The organism is Halogeometricum limi, assembly GCF_900115785.1.
Classification (GTDB): Archaea; Halobacteriota; Halobacteria; order Halobacteriales; family Haloferacaceae; genus Halogeometricum; species Halogeometricum limi.
The window spans coordinates 31,809-52,386 of record NZ_FOYS01000007.1; the positions used below are offsets into that span (position 1 = coordinate 31,809).

Genomic DNA, 20,578 nt, shown 5'->3' on the forward strand with positions numbered 1-20,578 from the left:
ATTAAGCGTTGACGGTCAGTTTCTCAGTCTCGACGCCGTCGACGTTGATGTCGAACGACGCGTCCGATGCGACGGTGTAGGTGAGTTCGGCCGTCTCGCCCGCCGAAACCGACGGGTTCCACTTGACGAACCACTCGCCGTCCAAGTCGACGACGGTTGCGTCGTCGGGGACGTCGGTCGGTTCCGCGGAGACGATGTCCGTGATGTCGGGCGTCTCCGTCCGGTCGGAGTGGTTCTCCACGGCGAGGGTGACGGTGTCGCCGTCGACCGCTCGGTCGACGCTCACGTTGTTCATGATGCGGGCGAGTGCGCCGTCGATATTCGGACGTTCCCGCTTCGTGACCTCGGCGAGTTTGTCCGCCATCTCCGGCAGGATGCGGCCGAGCACGTCCTGTTTCTTCCGTCGCTTCTGCATCGACCGGCGCTTGTTCAGGTAGGACTTCAGTTCGCGAGACGCCTCGCGGATGGCGAGTTCTATCTCGTCTTCGATGGCCGGGATGTTCGCGAGCGCGTCTTTCGACTCGGAGGTGAACGGGACGTTCGTGGAGGCGACGTGGACCATGATGACCGCCGGTCCCTTCGGCATCCCCGACCCGCCGGGTTGGTCGAGTCCGTAGTTTCGCCACCCGATTCGTTTCACCACGTCCGTCGTCGCGCACGCGCCGCGTTGATAGACGAGGGGAACGCGGTTCGCGAACCGGAGCAGGTCGACGGAGCCTTCGGCCGCAAGTTCGCCGCCGTAGGCGATACCGGCCTCGACGATGAACGGGTCGCCGCCGTGGACTTCGGCGTCGCGCGTCGCCGCCGCGTAGAAGTCGGCGTCGTACTCCTTTCGGAGGCCCGCCTCCACTAACTCGGCGGAGATGGGCGACAGACAGTTCGTCGGCGGCGCGAGGATGTCCGCCTCGCGCATCCCCTCTAACAGTTGCGAGGCCACGTCTCGGTCGTCGGCCACGTCTTTGACCTTCGGCACGTCGTCGGGGACGGTCCGCATGACCGACCAGAGCGCGTCGGTGACGTTCTCTCTGGCCGTCTCACCGAACGTCACGTCGTCGTCGACGAGGACGTCCGCCGAGCGGTCGACGTAGTCGCGGACCTGCCGGTACGTCTCGCGGTGCGAGTCGTTCGCGCCGAACTTCTCGGCGACGCGTTCGGCGAGTCCGTGGACCGTCGCGTCGTCCTTCTGGGTGCTCGTCGCGTCGTCGACGAGTCCGTAGATATCCGTCGTTCGTTCGAGCGTCAGCACCGCCCACGCCGCCTCGACGGCGTTCTCGCGGACGGTGTCGCCGAACGTGACGTCGAACTCGTCTCCGACGTCGTCGGCGACGGTGTCGACGATGTCTCCGAGTTCGAAGTGCGTCGTCCGCTGGCGGTTCCGGAGGGTGTCACCGACGCGTCCGGCGAAGGCGTCCGTCGCGTCCGCGCCCTTGTTCGAGACGGCGTCGACGATGGCCGCGTCGAGGTCGACCTCCTCGCCGTCGGAGACGCTCCACCCCATCTCGCGGCCGAAGTGGCGGTCACGGAAGTTGTCGAGAATCTTGTCGGCCGTCTTCGCGCCGACGCGGGTGAACTCCTCCTGTAGGAATCCCGATACCGAGTACGACTCGGTGCGCCCGAGCATCTTGATGAGCGTCCCGAGTTCGACGCCGTGCGGATGCGGGCGAATCTCTTCGGTTTCGGCGGGGAGGCCGGCGCCATCGACGCGTTCGTACCGGAGCGGTTCTTCGAGGCCCGGTTCCATCAACACCAGTCGGGCGTGCGGGTTGACGACGGCGGTGTGTTTCACGTAGTCGTGTAGCTGTTGGCGGGCGCGCATGTTCGCCTCCATCTCGACTTCGATGCGCGTGCCGTGCGTCGGCGAGAGGTCCGACTCGCCCGGGGAGAGTTCCTTCTCGACTTGAATCTCCGGTTCGTTCGTGTCCGTGTCGATAATGAGTTCGAAGTACTGTGCGGTCTCTGCACCCTTCGTTCTGGACGTTATCTTCGCCGGCTTGCCCGAGGTGAGTTGCGAGTAGAGAACCGCCGCGGAGATACCGATACCCTGCTGCCCTCGGGACTGTTCGCGGGCGTGGAACCGAGAGCCGTACAGCAGTTTCCCGAACACCTTCGGAATCTGCGGCTTCGTGATACCGGGACCGTTGTCCTCGACGACCAGCGTGTAGTAGTCGCCTGACTCGCGGATTTCGACGGAGATGTCGGGCTTGATTCCCGCCTCCTCGGTCGCGTCGAGGGCGTTGTCCACCGCCTCCTTTACGGCGGTGACCAGCCCTCGCGCCCCCGAGTCGAACCCGAGCATGTGCTTGTTCTTTTCGAAGAACTCGGCGATGGAGATCGCGCGTTGGCTCTCGGCCAACTCCTCTGCGATCCCCGCGTCCTCGCCGAGTGTCGACTGGAACGAGGTCATTCTGTGGGGGGAAATTCTGGACGGGTGCTTAAGTACTGTTCGGGAGTAGGGTGAAAGTGAAGCGCACCGACCGTGAGCCGAAAGAGATACAGTGACAGACGATAGCGTGACACGCAATCGGGAGACCGGACGGTCGTCGGAGCCGTCGCGTTCTCGCGTCGTTCTCCTTGTCTCGACTACATAAATACACGCGCGCGCTCGCGTGCGAGGGTTTAAGGGGGGAGATGGCCAAAGCCCGAGCAGATAGTATGCCAGACGAAAGTGAGTACGGGGCCGGGCAGATTCAGGTCCTCGAAGGCTTAGAAGCCGTCCGAAAGCGCCCGGCGATGTACATTGGTTCCACCGACTCACGAGGGTTACACCACCTCGTCTACGAAGTCGTGGACAACTCTATCGACGAAGCTCTCGCGGGCTACTGCGACGAGATATCGGTATCCGTCCACGAGGACGGGTCCGTCTCCGTCACCGACAACGGTCGGGGTATCCCGGTCGATACGCACGAACAGTACGACCGGCCCGCCGTCGAGGTCATCATGACCGTCCTCCACGCCGGCGGAAAGTTCGACAACAAGTCCTACCAGGTCTCCGGGGGGTTGCACGGCGTTGGCGTCTCCGTCGTCAACGCCCTCTCGGACTGGTTGGAAGTCGAGATAAAGCGGGACGGCGCGCTCTGGACGCACCGGTTCGAACGCGGCGAACCGCTGCCGGAGGCGTTCGAACGCGTCCGTGACCTCGAAGACGACGAGGACACGGGCACGACGATTCGCTTCCACCCCGACAGCGACATCTTCGAGACGCTCGACTTCGAGTTCACCACGCTGGAGAACCGCCTGCGCGAACTCGCCTTCCTCAACTCCGGCGTCCAGATATCGCTCGACGACGAGCGAGTGGACGAGGGAAGCACCTTCTACTTCGAGGGCGGCATCCGCGAGTTCGTCCGCTACCTCAACGAGACGAAGTCGAAACTACACGACGACGTCATCTACTACACGGACGAAGACGACGGCATCGACGTGGAGGTCGCCCTGCAGGCGACCCAGGAACTGCAAGGCTCTATCCATGCGTTCGCCAACAACATCAACACGCGCGAGGGCGGGACGCACCTCACCGGGTTCAAGACGGCGCTCACTCGCGTGGTCAACGACTACGCGCGGAACAACGACCTGTTGGACGACTTAGACTCCCTGAAGGGAGAGGACATCCGCGAGGGGATGACCGCAGTCATCTCCGTGAAACACCCCGACCCGCAGTTCGAGGGACAGACGAAGACGAAGCTGGGTAACAGCGAAGTGCGCGGTATCGTCGAGTCGGTCACGCACCAGCAGCTCGGCACGTACTTCGAGGAGAACCCCGGCACCGCACAGGCCATCGTGATGAAGGCCGTCGAGGCGGCGAAAGCCCGCCGCGCGGCGAAGAAGGCCGAGGAGCTCACGCGCCGAAAGTCCGCGCTCGAATCGACGGCGCTGCCCGGCAAACTCGCCGACTGTCAGAGCCGCGACCCGAGCGAGTCCGAACTGTTCGTCGTGGAGGGCGACTCCGCCGGTGGCTCCGCGAAACAGGGCCGCGACCGACATTTCCAGGCCATCCTCCCCCTGCGCGGGAAGATTCTGAACGTCGAGAAACACCGCCTCGACCGGATTCTGGAGAACAACGAGGTTCGCGCGCTCATCACCGCCATCGGGGCGGGCGTGGGCGAGGAGTTCGACATCGAAGACGTGCGCTACGAGCGCGTCATCCTGATGACTGACGCCGACGTCGACGGCGCGCACATCCGGACGCTGCTGTTGACGCTGTTGTACCGCTACATGCGACCGCTCGTGGAAGCGGGCTACGTCTACGCGGCGCAACCGCCGCTGTACCGCGTGCGCTACCGCGGCGAGACGTACGACGCGATGACCGAGGCCGAACGGGACCGCATCGTCGAAGAGAAGTGCGACGGCAACCCGACGCAGGTCCAGCGGTTCAAGGGTCTCGGCGAGATGAACCCCGAACAGCTCTGGGAGACGACGATGAACCCCGAGAACCGAGTGCTGAAACAGATAACCATCGACGACGCCGCCGCCGCAGACCGGATGTTCAACATCCTGATGGGCGACGCCGTCGAGCCGCGGAAACAGTTCATCAAAGAACACGCGGGCGAAGCCGAGTGGGTGGACATCTAGATGAGTTCAGACGCACCAGAGGAGTTCCGTCCCGGCGCAGGTATCGCAGCGGAGATTCAGAACGCGCGCATCGAACAGGAGATGGAGCAGTCGTACATCGACTACGCGATGTCGGTCATCGCGGGTCGTGCGCTGCCCGACGTCCGTGACGGACTGAAGCCCGTCCACCGTCGCATCCTCTACGCGATGGACCAGGCGGGCGTCTCCTCGCGTTCGTCGCACCGCAAGTCCTCCTCCATCGTCGGCGAGACGATGGGTGACTACCACCCGCACGGCGACTCCGCCATCTACGACGCCCTCGCCCGCATGGCGCAGGACTTCTCGATGCGCTACCCCCTCGTCGACGGGCAGGGGAACTTCGGCTCCGTCGACGGCGACCCGCCGGCCGCGATGCGGTACACAGAGGCCCGGATGGCCCCCATCGCAGAGGAGTTACTGGACGACATCGAAAAGGACACCGTCGACTTCCAGTCGAACTACGACGACCGCAAGCAGGAACCGGTCGTCCTCCCCTCGTCGTTCCCGAACCTCCTCGTCAACGGGTCGTCGGGTATCGCCGTCGGGATGTCGACGAACATCCCGCCGCACAACCTCGGAGAGGTCATCGACGCCACCGTCGAACTCATCGAGAACCCGGAGGCCACCGTCGAGGACCTGATGGAACACGTGAAGGGGCCGGACTTCCCGACGGGCGCGAACATCGTCGGTCGCAACGCCGTCCACAAGGCGTACAAGACGGGTCGCGGCCGCGTCCGCGTCCGCGCGGAGTTCGAAGTCGACGAGGACGAAGAGAACATCGTCATCACGGAACTCCCCTACCAGGAGAACAAGGCGCGCCTCATCGAGCGAATCGCCGACAACGTCAACGACGGCACCATCGAGGGCATCCGTGACCTGCGCGACGAGTCCGACCGCGACGGCATCCGCGTCGTCGTCGAACTCAAGCGCGGCGCGAACGCCGACGTGGTGAAGAACCAACTGCTCGAACACCACCTCGAATCCACGTTCGGCGTCATCAACCTCGCTCTCGTCGACGGCCAACCCCGCGTCCTCACCCTGAAAGAGACGCTAGCGGAGTATCTCGACCACCGCCGCGACGTGGTCCGCCGCCGTTCGGAGTACGAACTGAACGAGGCCGAAGAACGCGCGCACATCCTCGAAGGCCGCCTGAAAGCGCTCGACAACATCGACGACGTGGTGGCGACCATCCGCAACTCCGAGAGCCGAGACGACGCGAAGGCGGCCCTCCGCGGCGAGATGGTCGTCGAAGTCGAGGACCGAGAACTGCAGACGTTCGACTTCTCGGAGGCGCAGGCCGACCACATCGTCGCGATGCAACTCGGCTCTCTGACCTCGATGGAGGCCGAGGAGATAGAGACCGAGTACGAGGACGTGCAGGCACGAATCGACCGTCTGAACGAGATTCTCTCCGACGCCGACGAACTCGACGCCGTCATCGAATCCGAGCTGTTGGAGATAAAAGACGAGTACGCCGACGACCGGCGCACCTCGTTCATCGAGGACACCGGGACGGTCACCCACGAGGACCTCATCGCGGAGGAGGACGTCGTCGTCGTCGTCAGCGAGGACGACTACATCAAACGGATGCCGCTGGACACGTTCCGCGCGCAACACCGCGGCGGAAAGGGAATCATCGGCACCGACCTGAAGGAGGGCGACAACGTCTCCTCGGTGTTCGTCGCGAGTACGCACGACTACCTGCTGTACTTCACGAACCACGGACAGGTGTACAAGCTGAAGACGTACCAGATACCGGAGATGTCACGAACCGCCCGCGGGAAGTCGGCGGTGAACCTCCTGGAACTGGACGACGGCGAGGAGATAACCGCCGTCGTCAACACCACGGACATCGAGGACGAGACGGACAAGTTCCTCACGATGGTGACGCGGAACGGCTACGTCAAGCGCACCAGCGTCGAGAAGTTCCAGAACATCCTCTCGACGGGTATCATCGCCACGAAACTGGACGACGGCGACGAACTCGCCGACGTGGAGGTGACCGACGGCGAACACGACCTCATCCTCGCGTCGAAACAGGGGATGGCCATCCGCTTCGACGAGGACGACGTGCGCGCGATGGGCCGGTCCGCCCGCGGCGTGCGAGGGATGAAGTTGGAGGGCGACGACGAACTCGTCGGCGTCGCCGCCGTCGACGAGGAACTGCACGACTGGGTGCTCACCGTCACCGAGAACGGGTACGGCAAGCGGACGAACATCGGCAACTACCGCCCGCAGTCGCGGAACGGAAAGGGACTCATCGACATCAAGACGAACGAACGGAACGGCGCCGTCTGCGCGATGGAGACGGTCCGGTACGGCGACCACCTGTTCGTGATGAGCAAGTCCGGTCAGATAATGCGGACGCCCGTCGAGGACATCTCGACGGTCGGTCGGAACACGATGGGCGTCATCGTGATGGAGATGGACGACGGCGACTACGTCGCGAGCGTCGACGTCCACCGCGTCACGGACGCGGACGACGAAGCCGTCGAAGCCGACGCCGACGCCGCCGCGGGCGAGTAGTCGCGTCCGACGGTCTCTCTTCGGCTTCGAGTACCGGAATTTTTCACCGGAAACGCGGTGTGGCTCGTCTCAGAGGATGCGCTTGCCGAGACCGCTCGCCGCGAGTTCGGTCGCGAGTGCGGCCGTCTCGTTGTGTTCGTCGAGGATGGGGTTGACTTCGACCAGTTCGAGCGAGCGGAGTTCGCCGGTTCGTGCGACCGATTCGAGCGCGAAGTGCGCCTCGCGGTAGGTGACGCCGCCGCGGACGGGTGTCCCCACGCCCGGTGCCTCGCGGGGGTCCAGCCAGTCTAAATCGAGACTGACGTGGATGCCGTCGGGGGCCGCACAGGCGACTTCCAAGGCGTCGTCGACGACGGCGTCGATGCCGCGTTCGTCGATATCGGACATCGTGAAGGCGGTCACGTCGCTGTCGTTGATGGCGTCGCGTTCGACGTCGTCCACGTCGCGCAGGCCGACGACGGCGACGTTCTCCTCGCGGAGGCCGTCCGCGTTCGCCCACGGCGTGTCGGCGAAGTCGCCGACGCCGAGGACGGCGGCGAGGGGCATCCCGTGGACGTTCCCCGACGGCGACGTCGCGGGCGTGTTGAAGTCGCCGTGCGCGTCGAACCAGACGAGGCCGATGTCGGCGTCGCGGGCCGACCCGGTGACCGACCCGATGGCGACGGAGTGGTCGCCGCCGAGGACGAGTGGTCGCTCCTCGGCCGCCAGCGTCTCCGCGACGCGGTCCGACAGCGACGTGACGACGTCGCGCGTCTCGCGGAGGAACTTCGCGCTGCCCTCGGCGGGCGCTTCCGCGTCCGGGTCGCGAACCTCGGCGGGGGGTGCCTCGACGTCGCCGTCGTCGATGGCGGTGACCCCCGCGTCGGCGAGTTGGTCGGCCAAGCCGCCGTACCGGATGGCGGACGGTCCCATGTCGACGCCGCGTCGGTTCGCGCCGTAGTCTGTCGGTGCACCGATGATTCTGACGGGTCGCGTCATGGCGGAAACTGCGACCACGGCACGGGTAGTGGTTGCGGTTCAGGAGGGGGTCGCGTCGCCGACTGACGCGAGGGCGGCGTCGCCGACGAGTCGGGCGAGTCGCTCCGAGAGCGCCGAGAACCAGCGTTCGAGTCGGCTGGGACCGCCGTCTCCGGCGGCGACCGACCGCTGGTAGTCGAGCGTGTGGACTTCGACGGTCACGTCGTGTCCCGTCCGGTCCTTGACTCGGTCTCTCACGTCCGTCGCGATGGACGGATACGTCGCGTCCGCGCCCGTGACGACGGAGACGGTGATGCTCTCGGGCGACCCGAGGACGCCCGCGTCGTCGTACTGCGTCTTCACGCCGACGAGTTCGACCTCCTCGTACTCCTCGTCGGAGAGCGCCGTCTGGACGCCCGCGTTCACGTCCTGTTCGAAGACGACGTGCGAGTACGTCGCGGTGGCGGTCAGCGCGGTGACGACGAGGAAGCCGACGACGACGAGGGCGTACGCGCCCGTTCGCAGACTCGGCCCCAGGTCGCGCCACGTGCTGGCGACGACCGACGACCGGTAGCCGAGGGCGACGAGGGCGAGGTACGCCGCGATGTTGATGAACACGATGTTCATGAACAGCAAGACGACGGCCCCGAGGACGAGAACCGGCTGGCTCCAGACGGTGCCGATGGCGGCGGCGGCGACGGAGGGGACGATGGCGGCGGCAACAGCGACGCCCGCGATGGAGACGGGGAGGTCCGTCGCGAGGGCCAACGCGCCGGCAGCACCGGCGGCGATAGCGATGGCGAGTGCGAGAAGCGACGGCGTGACGAAGAAGCCGACTTGCTCCACGCGAGCGACGGCGAGGCTGGCGGGAACGAAGAACGTTCGCCTGACGACGAACGTGACGACGACGGCGCTGGCGTAGGCGGCGAGGAGGCCGAGCAACTGCGAGACGACGCTGCGAATCAACATCTCTCTGTCGTCGATGACGGCGCCGACGGACGCCGAGAGCGACGACCCGGCGAACGGCGCGATGACCATCGCCCCGACGACGACGATGGCGGAGTCGAGGAGCAGACCGGCGGTGGCGAGCGTCGCCGAGAGCATGGCGAACGCGAGGTACGTCGCCCGTCCGGGTTGCAGGTCCTCCGCGCGTTCGCGTATCGCGGGGTGAGAGATGCCGCGGTCACCCATCGGCCCCTCGACGAACTGGTCGCGGAGGTTCTCGTTCACCGTCCGAGAGGCGTCCGCGTCCACGACGACGGTGTAAGCGTCCTCGGGAAGGCCGTTCCGGTGGAGGTGTTCGAGGAGCGGTTCGACCGCGCCGCTGTCGACGGGGACTTCGACGAACGCGCTGTCTCGCCGTTCGTCGTCGGAGAGGACGGCGTACGTCGCGTCGAGTCCGTCCAACGCCGCGACGACGGCGTCCCGCGCGTCGTCGTCCACGCGGACACGAATGAGTCGCACGGCGAGAGGACGCGCCCGGCCCGGTTGAGCGTTCTGGCCGAGACGGCGAACGCGGCGGCGAGAGCGAGCGTCGCAGCGTGCGGCGAGTCGCACGCGGTGGCACCGCCCACCACCCTCAAGGCGACGAGCGGCGTCCATCGAGTCGATGCGGCTGATAAAACTCCTCGTGTCCGAGGACTCGCGTTCGACGGTCCTCGACATCTTGGAGTCAGAGAACATCGACTTCGTCGTCACCAAAGACGCGACAGAGCGAGGAGACACGGTGCTCGTCGAGTTCCCGCTTCCGACACAGGCCGTCGAGTTCGTCATGAGCGAACTCCGCGAGGCGGGCGTCGACGACAGGGAGTACACGGTCATCGCCAGCGCGGAGACGGCCAAGACCACCCACTACCACGAACTCGAAGACCGGTTCGTCGCCGGCGTCGAGGAGGACGACGCCGTCGCCCCCGAGGAGATTCGCGCGAAGGCGCTGGACATGCACCGGAACGCGCTGACGTACTACTCGCTCACCATCTTCAGTGCGCTCGTCGCGGCGGCGGGACTGCTCATGGACTCGCCGGCCGTCGTCGTCGGGGCGATGGTCATCGCCCCGCAGGTGGGCTCCGCGCTCATCTCGGCGGTGGGTATCTCGCTGAACGACCGACGGATGATTCGGATGGGGTTCATGCAACAACTGTTCGGGTTCGCCGTGGCCATCGCCGGCGCTCTCGTCCTCGGACTCACGATGAAGTCCGGCCAAGTCGTCACGTCCGTCCTCGACGTCTCGACCATCGGACAGATAAGCAAGCGAATCTCACCGGGCTTTCTCTCCGTTCTGGTCGCCCTCTGTGCCGGTGGCGCGGGAGCGTTCGGGTTGGCGACGGCGCTGCCCGTCTCGCTCGTCGGCGTGATGATAGCCGCGGCGCTCATCCCCGCCGCCGCCGCCGTCGGTATCGGACTGGCGTGGAACCTCCCGAGCGTCGCGTTGGGGGCCATCCTCCTCCTCGTCGTGAACGCCGTCGCAGTCAACGTCTCGGCGTTCGTCGTCCTCTGGTACCTCGGCTACCGACCCGAGGAGTGGTCCGAGGAGGAGGCGGCGCGGACGAACGGCGAGACGAAGTCGGTCGGCGACAGCGCGAAGAAGTACGTTCCCGCAGTCGCGGCACTCCTGTCGCTCCTCGTCGTCTTCGTCGGCGCGGGCGGACTGCTGGTCGGCCAAATCGCGTTCGACAACGCCGTCAACACCGCCGTCGAGGACGTGATGGAGAAAGACGAGTACGAGGAACTGGAACTCGCCGCCGTCCGGACCGAAGTCGGCATGATTCGAACGCTCGACCAGACGCCGGAGGTGAGCGTCGTCGTCAGACGCCCCGCCGACACGCCGTATCCGGGTCTGGCCGAGACGGTTCGACAGCAGATACAACAGGAGACCGACCGCGAGGTGAACGTCGCCGTCGAGTTCGTGGAGGGACAGGACGCCGGACGGGAACGGACGCGTCTGACAGCCGCCTCCACCCTGTCGGTCGGCGGCCCCGCCGCAATCGCCAGACTCCCCGCGGTCCGCGGACCTTCCGCAGTGGGTGGACCCCCCGCAGTCGCCGGAACGAACTGACGGCGCGGGACGGACCGAACCGAAATCGCCGGAGCGTGAGAGCGCGGGCTACTTGTACGGTTCGCAGAGTCGCGAGACGCCTTCCTCGAAGCTTATCTCGGGTTCCCAGCCGGTGGCTTCGCGAATCTTCGTCGCGTCCGCCATCGTGTCGTGGACGTACACGTCCAGTGGGTTCTCGACGTAGACCGGTTGGACGTCGGTTCCCAACTCCTCGTTGATGAGCCGAATCATCGTGTTGAAGTCGTACGCCTCGCCCGTGCCGAGGTTGTAGATTCCCTGTAGTTCGTGTTCCGCGGCGAGTTCGATGCCGCGGACGATGTCGTCGACGTGGGTGAAATCCCGCGTCTGCGTCCCGTCGCCGAACACCTCGGGCGACTCGCCGTTGGCTATCTTGTGCGCGAACTGCGCGACGGTGTTGGCGTACTCGCCTTTGTGTTCCTCCGCGCCGCCGTAGCCCTGATACACCGAGAAGAATCGGAGTCCGGCGAGCGTCATATCGTAGTGGTGATGGAAGAAGTCGCCGTACTGTTCGCGGGCGAGTTTCGAGGCTTCGTAGCAGGTTCGGGCCTCGACGGGCATGTCCTCGGGCGAGGGTTCCGTCCGAGAGCCGTAGATAGAGGAGGTAGAGGCGTAAACGACGGTGTCACAGCCGTCTTCGCGGGCTTGTTCGACGGCGTTGACGAAGCCTTCGACGTTCACCCGCGTCGCCTCTCGCTTGTTCTTCTCGGCCATCGTGTACGAGGAGTACGCCGCGAGGTGAAAGAGGACGTCCACGCCATCGGTGGGTAAGTCGTCGTCGAGGACGCTGGCGTCGACGAACTCCACGTCCGAGGAGAGGTTCTCCGGCGTCCCGAGGTGAAGGTCGTCGACGGCCACCACCTCGTTCTCCGCGGCGAGGTGGTTCGCGAGGTTCGACCCGATGAATCCGGCACCGCCAGTGACCAGTATCCGCTTGTCGTGCATACGACATTTACTGGCGGGGAGACACAAAGCAATACCGAACCGAACGGGATGTTGCGTTCTACCGACAGAAGATTTGTGAAAATAGCACACGGGAGTGCTCGAAAATAACGGTACAGCGACCGAATACTCCCGCTCATCCATCGGATTTAAGGACGTATACGGCGAACGATGCTGTATGTCATCAATCGAGCTGACGTCCAGTCAGAAAACGATTCTGACGGCGCTCATCAACCTCTACCGGCAGACCGAGGACGCCGTCAAGGGTGAGGACATCGCAGAGGAGGTAAACCGCAACCCCGGCACCATCCGCAACCAGATGCAGAGCCTGAAAGCGCTGCAACTGGTCGAAGGTGTCCCCGGCCCGAAGGGCGGGTACAAGCCGACGGCGAACGCCTACGAGGCACTCGACGTCGAACAGATGGACGAACCCGCCTTCGTTCCCCTGTTCCACAACGACGAAGCCGTCGAGGGCGTCAACGTCGACGAAATCGACCTCTCGTCGGTCCACCACCCCGAACTCTGCCGTGCGGAGATTCACGTGCAGGGGTCGGTCCGTGACTTCCACGAGGGCGACGACGTTCGCGTCGGTCCGACGCCGCTCTCGAAACTCGTCATCGAGGGCGTCGTCGACGGCAAAGACGACACGAGCAACATCCTCATCCTCCGCATCGACGACATGCGGGCACCCGAAGGCGAGCCTTCGCACTGATCTTCTCTCGACGCACGCCCGCGCTGGGCGTCACTCTCCGCTTCGACGCACGGTAGTCGCTCTCTCGTCTCTCGTAAACTCGGTCTCGGCACGTCTCGACGACGGTGAGCTATCGCTTCGAGCGAGAGCGAGAGACCGAAGAGGAGAAGAGTGCGAGAGAGAAGCGAGGACGCGGTGAGTCTCAGTTCGCCCGTTTCACATACTGTCCCACGCCTCGACGGCGCGGCGCGGGGTCGTCACGTCGGCGATCCACTTCGCGGCGATACCCTTCTTGAGCGTCCGGGCGGCCGGGCCGCCGAAGACGTTGACGGGTATTTTGCCGAAGCCGGGGAGTTTGACGCCGTGAGCGACGGCGTCGTGACCGACGGAGACGACGGTCCCTTTGTCTTCGTGCGTCCACGTCTTCAGCGGTTGCCCTTTCACCGCGCGAGCGACGTTCTCGCCGGCGACGTCGGCGGCCTGCCAGGCGGCCTGCGCCGTCGGCGGCGCGACGGAGTCGGTTCCCTGTTCGACGAGCGCGGAGTCGCCGAGCGAGAACACGCGGTCGTCGCTCGTCTGGAAGTCGGCGTCGGTGAAGATGCGGTTCGAGCGCTCGTCTTTGTCGACGTCGGCTTCGGCGACCTCTTTCTGGCCCGTGATTCCGCCGGTCCAGATGAGGACGTCGTAGTCGAGTTCTTCGGGGTCTTCGTCCTCGCCGCCGCCGAGGTAGACGTAGTCCTCGTCGACCTTCGAGATGAAGTCGCCCGTCAGAATCGAGATGTCGCGGGCTTCGAGACGCTTGCGGAGTGCGCCCTGCAGTTCGCGGTCGTTTCCGGGGAACACCTCGTCGAGACCCTCCACGATGGAGATGTCGATGGGTGCGCGGTTGTCGTCGCGGTAGCCCGCAATCTCGCCGGCCGACTGGATGCCGGAGAGACCGGCACCGCCGACGATGACCTTCGCGGGGTCGTCGCGGGTGGCGTCTTCCGCGGCCGACTCGATGGCGCTGTGAATCTCGCGAGCGTCGTCGAGACCCTTCAGTTCGTAGGAGTACTCCTGCAGGCCTTCGATGCCGTAGAACGCCGTCGCGGAGCCGAGACAGACGAGGAGGTAGTCGTAGTCGACGTCGCCGTCTTCGAGTTCGACGACGCGTTCGTCGACGTCGACGTTCTCGACGTGACCCTTGACGAACTCCGTCTCGGGCGATTTGATCTCGTCGACGGGAATAGCGACCTTCGACTCGGCGCTCGGGTCGCGGATGCAGCGGTGTACCTCGTGGAGGACGAGGTGGTAATCGTTCTCGGAGACCCACGTGAGTTCTGCGTCGGAGCCGAGTTCTTCTTCGAGGCGTTTGACGGCGCCAGTGCCGGCGTAGCCGGAACCGAGGACGACGACCTGTGTACTCATGCGAAACTCTCCGTAGGCATCGGATAAATGGCCTTTGGAACGTCTTTCGGACGGAATCGGTATACTGCGTCGGGGTGCGGTCAAAATTGCCGGAGAAACGCCGTTGCATAAAGCCGAGTATCGTCGCGGAGTCCGACCGAGCGTCTCAGTCCAACGACAGACCGGCGTGCCACCGGTCGACGCCCGCCTCGCGCTTCACCTCGTCCATCTTCGCGAGGAGGTGCACGGCGAGACTCCCCGTCTCGGCGGCGCGCGACTCGCCCTCGGTGCGGAACTCGCCGGTGACGCGGTTGGCGTACACCGAACAGACGGCACCGGCGCGGAGGCCGTAGACGTTGGCGATGGTGAGCAACGCGGACGCCTCCATCTCGATGTTCTTCACGTTCGCGTCCTGTAACTCCTCGACGAGAGCGTCCGAACCCGCAGCGCGGAACTCCTCGAACCCGGGCCGACCCTGTCCGGTGTAGAACGAGTCGGCGCTCATCGTCAGGCCGACGTGGTAGTCGTAGCCGAGGCGTTCGGCGGCGGCGACGAGGGCGGAGACGACTTCGTGGTCGGCGACGGCCGGGTAGTCCTCGCGGACGTACTCCTTCGAGGTACCCTCCTGTCGGACGGCCCCCGAGGTGATGACCAGGTCGCCGACGTCCATCTCGGGTTGGATGGCCCCGCAGGACCCGACCCGGATGAACGTGTCCGACCCGACGCGCGCGAGTTCCTCGACGGCGATGGCCGCGGACGGACTGCCGATGCCCGTCGAGGTGACGGAGATGGGTGAACCTTCGTAGTGACCCGTCGCCGTGCGGTACTCGCGGTGGTACGCCTTCTCTTCGGCGGCGTCCCACAGTGCGGTGACCTTGTCGACTCGTTCGGGGTTGCCGGGGAGGAGAACGGCGTCCGCGACGTCTTCGGGGCCGACTTCGAGGTGGTACTGGACCTCGGCGTTCGGGTCCTCGCTATCGTTCATGATTCCTCTCTGTCGAGGGGGATTGAAGGGTTTGTGTTTCCGCGCGTCGCCGACGGACTACTCCTCGTCGCGTTTCGCCGCTTCCAGCGTGTCGAACGAGATGGTGTTCGGCAGGAGTTCAGAGAGCGTGTACTCCGTCGTCTCCTCGCCGCCCTCGTCACAGACGACGACCATCTCCGGGTCGCAGAACTCCGCGAGCGTCTGTCTGCACATCCCGCACGGCGTGACGCCGTCGCGTGCGCCCGAGGTGACGGCGAGTCTGTCGAACTCGCGGTGGCCCTGCTTCACCGCCTCCGCGATGGCGACTTCCTCGGCGTGGAGGCTGTTCGAGTAGTTCGCGTTCTCGATGTTACAGCCGACGAACACCTCGCCGTCGGCGGTTCTGAGCGCGGCCCCGACGCGGTACTCCGAGTACGGGACGTGAGCGTGTTCGAGAACGTCGCGGGCCTGCGTGACGAGTGGTTCGGGCATGTGTGACGGAGTTGGGCGGGTGCGTTCAAGAGTGTACGCAGTCGCCGTCGAAGAGTAAGCGCAAAGCGTCCGGCGTCCGTACTGCGAGTGTGCAACCACAATCCGACACGTCCGTCGAGGCGGCGACGGGGCGGCCGGGTCTCGGCCGGTCGATTCTCCTCGTCGTCGGACTCAGCGTCGTCGCCATCTCGGGACTTCTCGGAGCCTTCATCGGGAGCAACGGCGCGGAAGCGGTCCCCGAGGCGGCGGTCCTCGGCGGACTTCTCGTGCTCCCGACGACGCCGCTCTCCATGGCGCTCTACGGTGTCGTCCTCGCGAGCGTCGTCCTCGCCGCCCTGTTCGGCCTCGTCGAACTCGCCTCGCGGATGGAAGACGGCGGGCGCTGAGCGGTCCGCCGCGCGGCCGACGCCGCAGAGAGACCGACGCGAGTCCGGAGACGCGGCGCTTTTAGGAGTCCGCCCCCGAACACGAGTATGCGCAGTTCCGCCACCACGTCCGACGAGGAGACAGCGGAGGCGGCGTTCGACGGCGAGTTCGACCCGGACAACCCCCTCGGCGACGACGAGAAAGAGAAGAACCGGAAGCGGGCTGTCCTCGCCGTCCTACCGTTCTTGAGCATCGGACTGCTCTGCGTCCTCCTGCTGTTCGGGTGGGGGCTCGAACCGCTCTGGGCGTTCGCCATCCTCCCGCCCATCTTCTTCTGCTGTATCCTCGCTTACATCGTCTTCAGCACCGACTTCTTAGAGGACCGGACCTGAAGTCGACCGCTACCGTCCCGTATCGTACTTGTACGTCGTCTTCTCGGGGTCGATACCGAAGTCTTCGGCCGTCTCCTCTATCGCCACCTCGTCGGGGGCGGGTTCGTCCACCGGGCGGGCCGACTTGAAGCGTTCGCGGAGTTCGTCGGGCATCCGGAAGCGACCCGGTTGGAGGCGCATCGCGATAGTGTCGTCGCCGCGTTCGTCTCGGACGGCGTCCAGTCGCTCCCGGAGTTCGTCCGGCAGGTCGGCGCTGTCGACCGGTTCGAAGCCGAACGTGAGGAAGTAGTCCGGTTCCCTCGTGAACGTGTAGACGCGGTCGAAGTCGTCGTCGGCGGCTTTCGTCACCAGTCGTTCGACGACGTGCGCGCCGACGCCCTGGTCGCGCCACGCAGAGAGCGTGAGAACGAACGCGAGTTCGCAGAACTCCTCGTCGTCGGTCTTGTGGAGGCGAATTCGACCGAATCCGGCCCGCGTGTTCGTCGTCTCGTCGAGGGCGATGACGTAGTCGCGCGAACGGAACGCCGGGTCTTCGAGCGCCGACTCCTCGATGCGGTCGAGCAACCAAACCTCGTCGCGGTTCTTGGCGTCCCGTACGTACATGGAGGTGTCTACGTCGTCGGCCGGAAAATGGTTTGCGGGGGACCGCCGCGGAGAAAACTGCCTCGTGGTTCAGTAGGGGATAAAGATGAGTCCCACGGCGAGGAAGGGGACGAGAAGCAACATCATCGTCACGCCGTAGCCGAACATGTCGCGAGCGCGGATGCCCGTGATTCCGAGGAGCGGAAGCGCCCAGAACGGTTGCAGGAGGTTGGTGTGGGCGTCGCCGACGGCGTAGGCGATAGTCGCCTGTCCGGCGGGCACGCCGAGTTCGTTGGCGGCCTGTAGGACAGTGGTGCCGATGACCGTCCACTCGCCGCCGCCCGAGGGGACGAAGACGTTGATTATCCCCGCGGTAATCCACGCGACGGCCGGGAACGTCGCCTCCGTCGACAGCGAGACGAGTGCCTCGGCCATCGTCGCCGAGAGCCCCGAGTTGTTCATCATCCCGATGATACCAGCGTAGAGGGGGAACTGCAGGACGATGCCGCCCGTCGAAGAGATGGCGTCGTAGAACTGCTCCTGATAGGCTTTCGGGCGCGTGTAGAGAAGCAGTCCGAGAAAGAGGAACCCGAAGTTGACGATGTTGAGGTTCAGCGCGGCGAGACCCTGCGTGTAGAACGTGTAGGCGGCGAAGACGACGCCCGTGAGCGCCACGATGCCACCGACGAGTCGACTCTGGTTTATCTTCTCGCCCACGGTGTTCGGGTCCGCCGCCGCACTCGTGTCGGCGTCGCCGCCGTCGGCGGACGCCCCGAACAGTTGCGACTCGGGGACGTACGCCGTGATACTCTCGGCCTCTTCGGCTTCGGGCGCGAGGAGGTAGAGGACGAGCGACGTGTAGAGGATGCCCGTGACGACGAGCGTCAGCGTGTACGGGTGAAACACCGTCTCGGAGGTCGGAATCAGGCCGGAGACGACCCCCTGTTCGACGAAGACGTTCCCGGGCGTGTTCATGAGAAGCGGTGCGGACCCGGCGAGGCCCCAGTGCCACGTCAGTCCCATGCCCATGTAGCCGGCCAGACAGAGAAGCGGGTAGTGAACCTGCAAGTCGCGCTTCGCGGCCTGTCGACCCATCTCGCGAGCCATCACTGCGCCGACGATGAGGCCGAGGCCCCAGTGAACCCACGCGACGGTCATGGAGATGACACCGACGAGGACGGCGGCCTGTTTCCCGTCGTTCGGAATCGCGGTCAGGCGTTCGATACCGCGCTGGACGAACGGGTGATACGCGAGTGCGTATCCGGTGACGAGGATGAGCACCATCTGCATCGCGAAGCTGAGAAGCACCCAGAAGCCGTCGTACCAGTACGTCACCATCGTCGCCGGGTTCGTCCCCTCGATGAGGACGCCGCCGACGAACACGACGTAACTGAGCAGGATGGCGAAGAGGAACGGACTCGGCATCACCCGCTCGACGACGCTCGCCATCCGCGCGCCGAAGCGCTGGATGGCCGACCCTGACGTGGTGTCTGTTGACATACGAGGTGATGGCTAGACGTGAGCCAGATAAGCGTTCCGAGTTCCGGACAATCGTTCGGGAAAGTTACTTGGCCGGACGCGGAGAACTGCCGGACGTGATGGAGGTACCCGACACGGACGAGGTGGTCCACGAACCGACGCGGGAGTTCGTCGAGTCCACGAACGTCCACGCGTTCATGCAGGAGTACGGCATCGCCGACTACGACGAACTGATTCGACGGACCTGCACGGACGTAGACGGCGTCGAAGCGTCCGGCGTGGACTGGTTCTGGGACGAACTCGTCGACTACCTCGGCGTGGAGTTCTACGCCGACTACGACACCGTCCGTGACAGCGCGGACGGCCCGCAGTTCACCGACTGGTACCCCGGCGGGACGATAAACGTCGCCCACAACGTCGTCGACAGACACGGCAGACCCGACGCGGAGAACCGAAACAAGGTCGCACTCCTCTGGGAGGGCGAACCCGGCGACGAACGCCGTGTCACCTACCACGACCTGTACCGAGAGTCGAACCGCGTGGCGAACGCCCTCGAAGACTACGGGATAGAGACGGGCGACACCGTCGGCCTCTACATGCCGATGGTGCCCGAAGTCGTCTCCATCCTCTACGGCTGTCTGAAGGTCGGTGCCATCGCCGTCCCCATCTTCTCGGGGTTCGGCGTGGACGCGACGGCGACGCGCATCGAGGACTCCGGGTGTTCGGTGCTCTTCACCGCCGACGGCTTCCACCGCCGGGGGAGCGAGGTGACGCTGAAGGACACCGCCGACGCGGCTATCAAACAGGCGGGCACCGTCGAACACACCGTCGTCTACGACCGACTGGGCGTCGAAGCGAGCGAGGAGAAGACCATCCGGTGGACCACGCGGGACGACTGGTGGCACGAGACGGTCGGCGAGGCGTCGAGCGCGTACGAGACGAAAGAACTCCCCTCGGCGCAGGAGTCGATGCTCCTCTACTCGTCGGGAACGACGGGCAAGCCGAAGGGCATCGTCCACACGCACGCGGGCGTGCAGATGCAGACGGCCAAGGAGATATTCTTCGGCTTCGACCACAAGCCCTCGGACCGCTTCTTCTGGGTGTCCGACATCGGATGGATGATGGGACCGTGGACGCTCGTCGGCAATCACACGTTCGGCGGGACGGTGTTCATGTACGAGGGCGCGCCGGACTACCCCGAACCGGACCGGTTCTGGGACATGATCGAACGCCACGGCCTCTCGGTGTTCGGCATCTCGCCGACGGCCGTCCGCGCCCTGCGGAAGTACGACGACGAACTCGTGGCGAAACACGACCTCTCGACGCTCAGACTCCTCGGGTCGACGGGCGAACCGTGGGACCCCGAGTCGTGGCAGTGGTTCTACGAGCACGTCGGCGGCGGCGACACGCCTATCATCAACATCTCCGGCGGCACCGAAATCTGCGGCTGTTTCCTCATGCCGATGCCCAACCAACCTCTCAAGCCCTGTTCGCTCGGCGGCCCCGGGTTGGGAATGGACATCGACATCGTGGACGAGACGGGCGCGAGCATCGCCGACACGCACGAACGCGGCTACCTCGTCGCTCGTGACTCCTGCCCGTCGATGACGAAGAGCCTCTGGAGCGGCGACGAACGCTACCTCGAAGAGTACTGGTCGGCGTTCGAGGACCCGCCGTTGTGGAACCACGGCGACTGGGCGCAGAAAGACGAGGACGGGTTCTGGTTCCTCCACGGGCGCGCCGACGACGCCCTGAACGTGGCCGGTCGGAAGGTCGGACCCGCCGAGATAGAGGGCGTGCTCATCGAACACGACGCGGTGAACCAAGCCGCCGCCGTCGGCGTCGACGACGACACCACCGGAACCGCCGTCGTCGCCTACGTCGTCCTCGAAGACGGCGTCGACCCGAGCGACGAGTTGCGAGACGAACTCCGCGAACTCGTCGGCGACGAGCAAGGAAAGCCGTTCCGCCCGCGCGAACTCCTGTTCGTCTCGGAGTTCCCGAAGACGCAGTCGGGCAAGATAATCCGTCGGGCCATCGCCGCCGTCCATCAGGGCGAGGACCCCGGTGACCTCTCCAGCATCGAGAACCCGAGCGCGCTAGACGAGATACGCGACGCGCGGTAGCGAGCGGAGATTCGAAGG

General features: G+C 65.3%; 16 protein-coding genes. 7 read left to right on the forward strand and 9 right to left on the reverse strand.

Going from position 1 to position 20,578, the window contains the following annotated elements:
* Position 1: 1 nt before the first annotated feature.
* Positions 2-2,404 carry a DNA topoisomerase VI subunit B gene (locus tag BM282_RS16915; RefSeq protein WP_089883242.1) on the reverse strand — a complete coding sequence of 801 codons (2,403 nt, stop codon included), beginning with the start codon at positions 2,402-2,404 and terminating at the stop codon, positions 2-4.
* A 248-nt stretch (positions 2,405-2,652) separates the two neighbouring features.
* Here BM282_RS16915 and gyrB point away from each other — a divergent pair, with 248 nt between their 5' ends.
* Both gyrB and gyrA read left to right on the forward strand, forming a co-directional pair.
* Positions 2,653-4,566 carry a DNA topoisomerase (ATP-hydrolyzing) subunit B gene (gene gyrB, locus BM282_RS16920; protein WP_089883244.1) on the forward strand — a complete coding sequence of 638 codons (1,914 nt, stop codon included), beginning with the start codon at positions 2,653-2,655 and terminating at the stop codon, positions 4,564-4,566.
* Complete coding sequence (gyrA, locus tag BM282_RS16925) at positions 4,567-7,110, forward strand: DNA gyrase subunit A (protein WP_089883245.1); 2,544 nt, start codon at positions 4,567-4,569, stop codon at positions 7,108-7,110.
* Between the two features lie 69 nt (positions 7,111-7,179).
* On the opposite strand, the gene rocF is transcribed toward gyrA, so the two are convergent.
* Positions 7,180-8,088, reverse strand: coding sequence for an arginase (rocF, locus tag BM282_RS16930; protein WP_089883247.1), 909 nt, complete (start codon positions 8,086-8,088; stop codon positions 7,180-7,182).
* 39 nt (positions 8,089-8,127) lie between these two features.
* Positions 8,128-9,531, reverse strand: a complete 1,404-nt coding sequence (locus BM282_RS16935; RefSeq protein WP_089883249.1) for a DUF389 domain-containing protein — start codon at positions 9,529-9,531, stop codon at positions 8,128-8,130.
* Between the two features lie 145 nt (positions 9,532-9,676).
* Between BM282_RS16935 and BM282_RS16940 the strand changes: the two genes are divergently transcribed.
* Entirely contained in the window at positions 9,677-11,122 is a 1,446-nt protein-coding gene (locus BM282_RS16940) for a TIGR00341 family protein (protein WP_089883250.1), read from the forward strand.
* Positions 11,123-11,170: 48 nt separating this feature from the next.
* Here BM282_RS16940 and BM282_RS16945 read toward each other — a convergent pair whose 3' ends face one another.
* Positions 11,171-12,085 (reverse strand): NAD-dependent epimerase/dehydratase family protein, encoded by a 915-nt coding sequence (locus BM282_RS16945; protein ID WP_089883252.1) that lies wholly within the window; start codon positions 12,083-12,085, stop codon positions 11,171-11,173.
* Positions 12,086-12,260: 175 nt separating this feature from the next.
* Here BM282_RS16945 and BM282_RS16950 point away from each other — a divergent pair, with 175 nt between their 5' ends.
* Positions 12,261-12,794 carry an Rrf2 family transcriptional regulator gene (locus BM282_RS16950; RefSeq protein ID WP_089883254.1) on the forward strand — a complete coding sequence of 178 codons (534 nt, stop codon included), beginning with the start codon at positions 12,261-12,263 and terminating at the stop codon, positions 12,792-12,794.
* Positions 12,795-12,989: 195 nt separating this feature from the next.
* Here BM282_RS16950 and BM282_RS16955 read toward each other — a convergent pair whose 3' ends face one another.
* From BM282_RS16955 to cdd, 3 genes are all read right to left on the reverse strand, one after another.
* The gene (locus BM282_RS16955; RefSeq protein ID WP_089883256.1) at positions 12,990-14,180 is read right to left on the reverse strand and encodes an NAD(P)/FAD-dependent oxidoreductase; all 1,191 of its coding nucleotides are present in this window, start codon (positions 14,178-14,180) and stop codon (positions 12,990-12,992) included.
* A gap of 145 nt (positions 14,181-14,325) precedes the next feature.
* A complete protein-coding gene (locus BM282_RS16960) occupies positions 14,326-15,144 on the reverse strand; it encodes a nucleoside phosphorylase (RefSeq protein WP_089883258.1) in 819 nt (272 codons plus the stop codon).
* A gap of 57 nt (positions 15,145-15,201) precedes the next feature.
* Complete coding sequence (gene cdd, locus BM282_RS16965) at positions 15,202-15,714, reverse strand: cytidine deaminase (RefSeq protein ID WP_394327794.1); 513 nt, start codon at positions 15,712-15,714, stop codon at positions 15,202-15,204.
* Between cdd and BM282_RS16970 the strand changes: the two genes are divergently transcribed.
* On the forward strand, positions 15,705-16,001 hold the full coding sequence (locus BM282_RS16970) for a DUF7520 family protein (protein ID WP_089883262.1): 297 nt from the start codon (positions 15,705-15,707) through the stop codon (positions 15,999-16,001). The genes cdd and BM282_RS16970 overlap by 10 nt on opposite strands.
* Positions 16,002-16,088: 87 nt before the next feature.
* On the forward strand, positions 16,089-16,373 hold the full coding sequence (locus tag BM282_RS16975; protein WP_089883264.1) for a hypothetical protein: 285 nt from the start codon (positions 16,089-16,091) through the stop codon (positions 16,371-16,373).
* Positions 16,374-16,382: 9 nt separating this feature from the next.
* Here BM282_RS16975 and BM282_RS16980 read toward each other — a convergent pair whose 3' ends face one another.
* Both BM282_RS16980 and BM282_RS16985 read right to left on the reverse strand, forming a co-directional pair.
* The gene (locus tag BM282_RS16980) at positions 16,383-16,976 is read right to left on the reverse strand and encodes a GNAT family N-acetyltransferase (RefSeq protein ID WP_089883266.1); all 594 of its coding nucleotides are present in this window, start codon (positions 16,974-16,976) and stop codon (positions 16,383-16,385) included.
* Between the two features lie 69 nt (positions 16,977-17,045).
* On the reverse strand, positions 17,046-18,455 hold the full coding sequence (locus BM282_RS16985) for a short-chain fatty acid transporter (RefSeq protein ID WP_089883268.1): 1,410 nt from the start codon (positions 18,453-18,455) through the stop codon (positions 17,046-17,048).
* Between the two features lie 98 nt (positions 18,456-18,553).
* On the opposite strand from BM282_RS16985, the gene BM282_RS16990 reads away from it, so the two are divergent.
* Positions 18,554-20,560 (forward strand): AMP-binding protein, encoded by a 2,007-nt coding sequence (locus BM282_RS16990; protein ID WP_089883270.1) that lies wholly within the window; start codon positions 18,554-18,556, stop codon positions 20,558-20,560.
* Positions 20,561-20,578 lie beyond the last annotated feature (18 nt).

Bases quoted from the DNA above. Each gene is read 5' to 3' on its own strand.
- gyrA (WP_089883245.1), top strand. From the start codon at position 4,567: ATGAGTTCAGACGCACCAGAGGAGTTCCGTCCCGGCGCAGGTATCGCA.
- BM282_RS16980 (WP_089883266.1), bottom strand. From the start codon at position 16,976: ATGTACGTACGGGACGCCAAGAACCGCGACGAGGTTTGGTTGCTCGAC.
- BM282_RS16955 (WP_089883256.1), bottom strand. From the start codon at position 14,180: ATGAGTACACAGGTCGTCGTCCTCGGTTCCGGCTACGCCGGCACTGGC.
- BM282_RS16945 (WP_089883252.1), bottom strand. From the start codon at position 12,085: ATGCACGACAAGCGGATACTGGTCACTGGCGGTGCCGGATTCATCGGG.
- BM282_RS16940 (WP_089883250.1), top strand. From the start codon at position 9,677: ATGCGGCTGATAAAACTCCTCGTGTCCGAGGACTCGCGTTCGACGGTC.
- rocF (WP_089883247.1), bottom strand. From the start codon at position 8,088: ATGACGCGACCCGTCAGAATCATCGGTGCACCGACAGACTACGGCGCG.
- BM282_RS16975 (WP_089883264.1), top strand. From the start codon at position 16,089: ATGCGCAGTTCCGCCACCACGTCCGACGAGGAGACAGCGGAGGCGGCG.
- BM282_RS16915 (WP_089883242.1), bottom strand. From the start codon at position 2,404: ATGACCTCGTTCCAGTCGACACTCGGCGAGGACGCGGGGATCGCAGAG.
- BM282_RS16950 (WP_089883254.1), top strand. From the start codon at position 12,261: ATGTCATCAATCGAGCTGACGTCCAGTCAGAAAACGATTCTGACGGCG.
- BM282_RS16960 (WP_089883258.1), bottom strand. From the start codon at position 15,144: ATGAACGATAGCGAGGACCCGAACGCCGAGGTCCAGTACCACCTCGAA.
- BM282_RS16985 (WP_089883268.1), bottom strand. From the start codon at position 18,455: ATGTCAACAGACACCACGTCAGGGTCGGCCATCCAGCGCTTCGGCGCG.
- gyrB (WP_089883244.1), top strand. From the start codon at position 2,653: ATGCCAGACGAAAGTGAGTACGGGGCCGGGCAGATTCAGGTCCTCGAA.
- BM282_RS16990 (WP_089883270.1), top strand. From the start codon at position 18,554: ATGGAGGTACCCGACACGGACGAGGTGGTCCACGAACCGACGCGGGAG.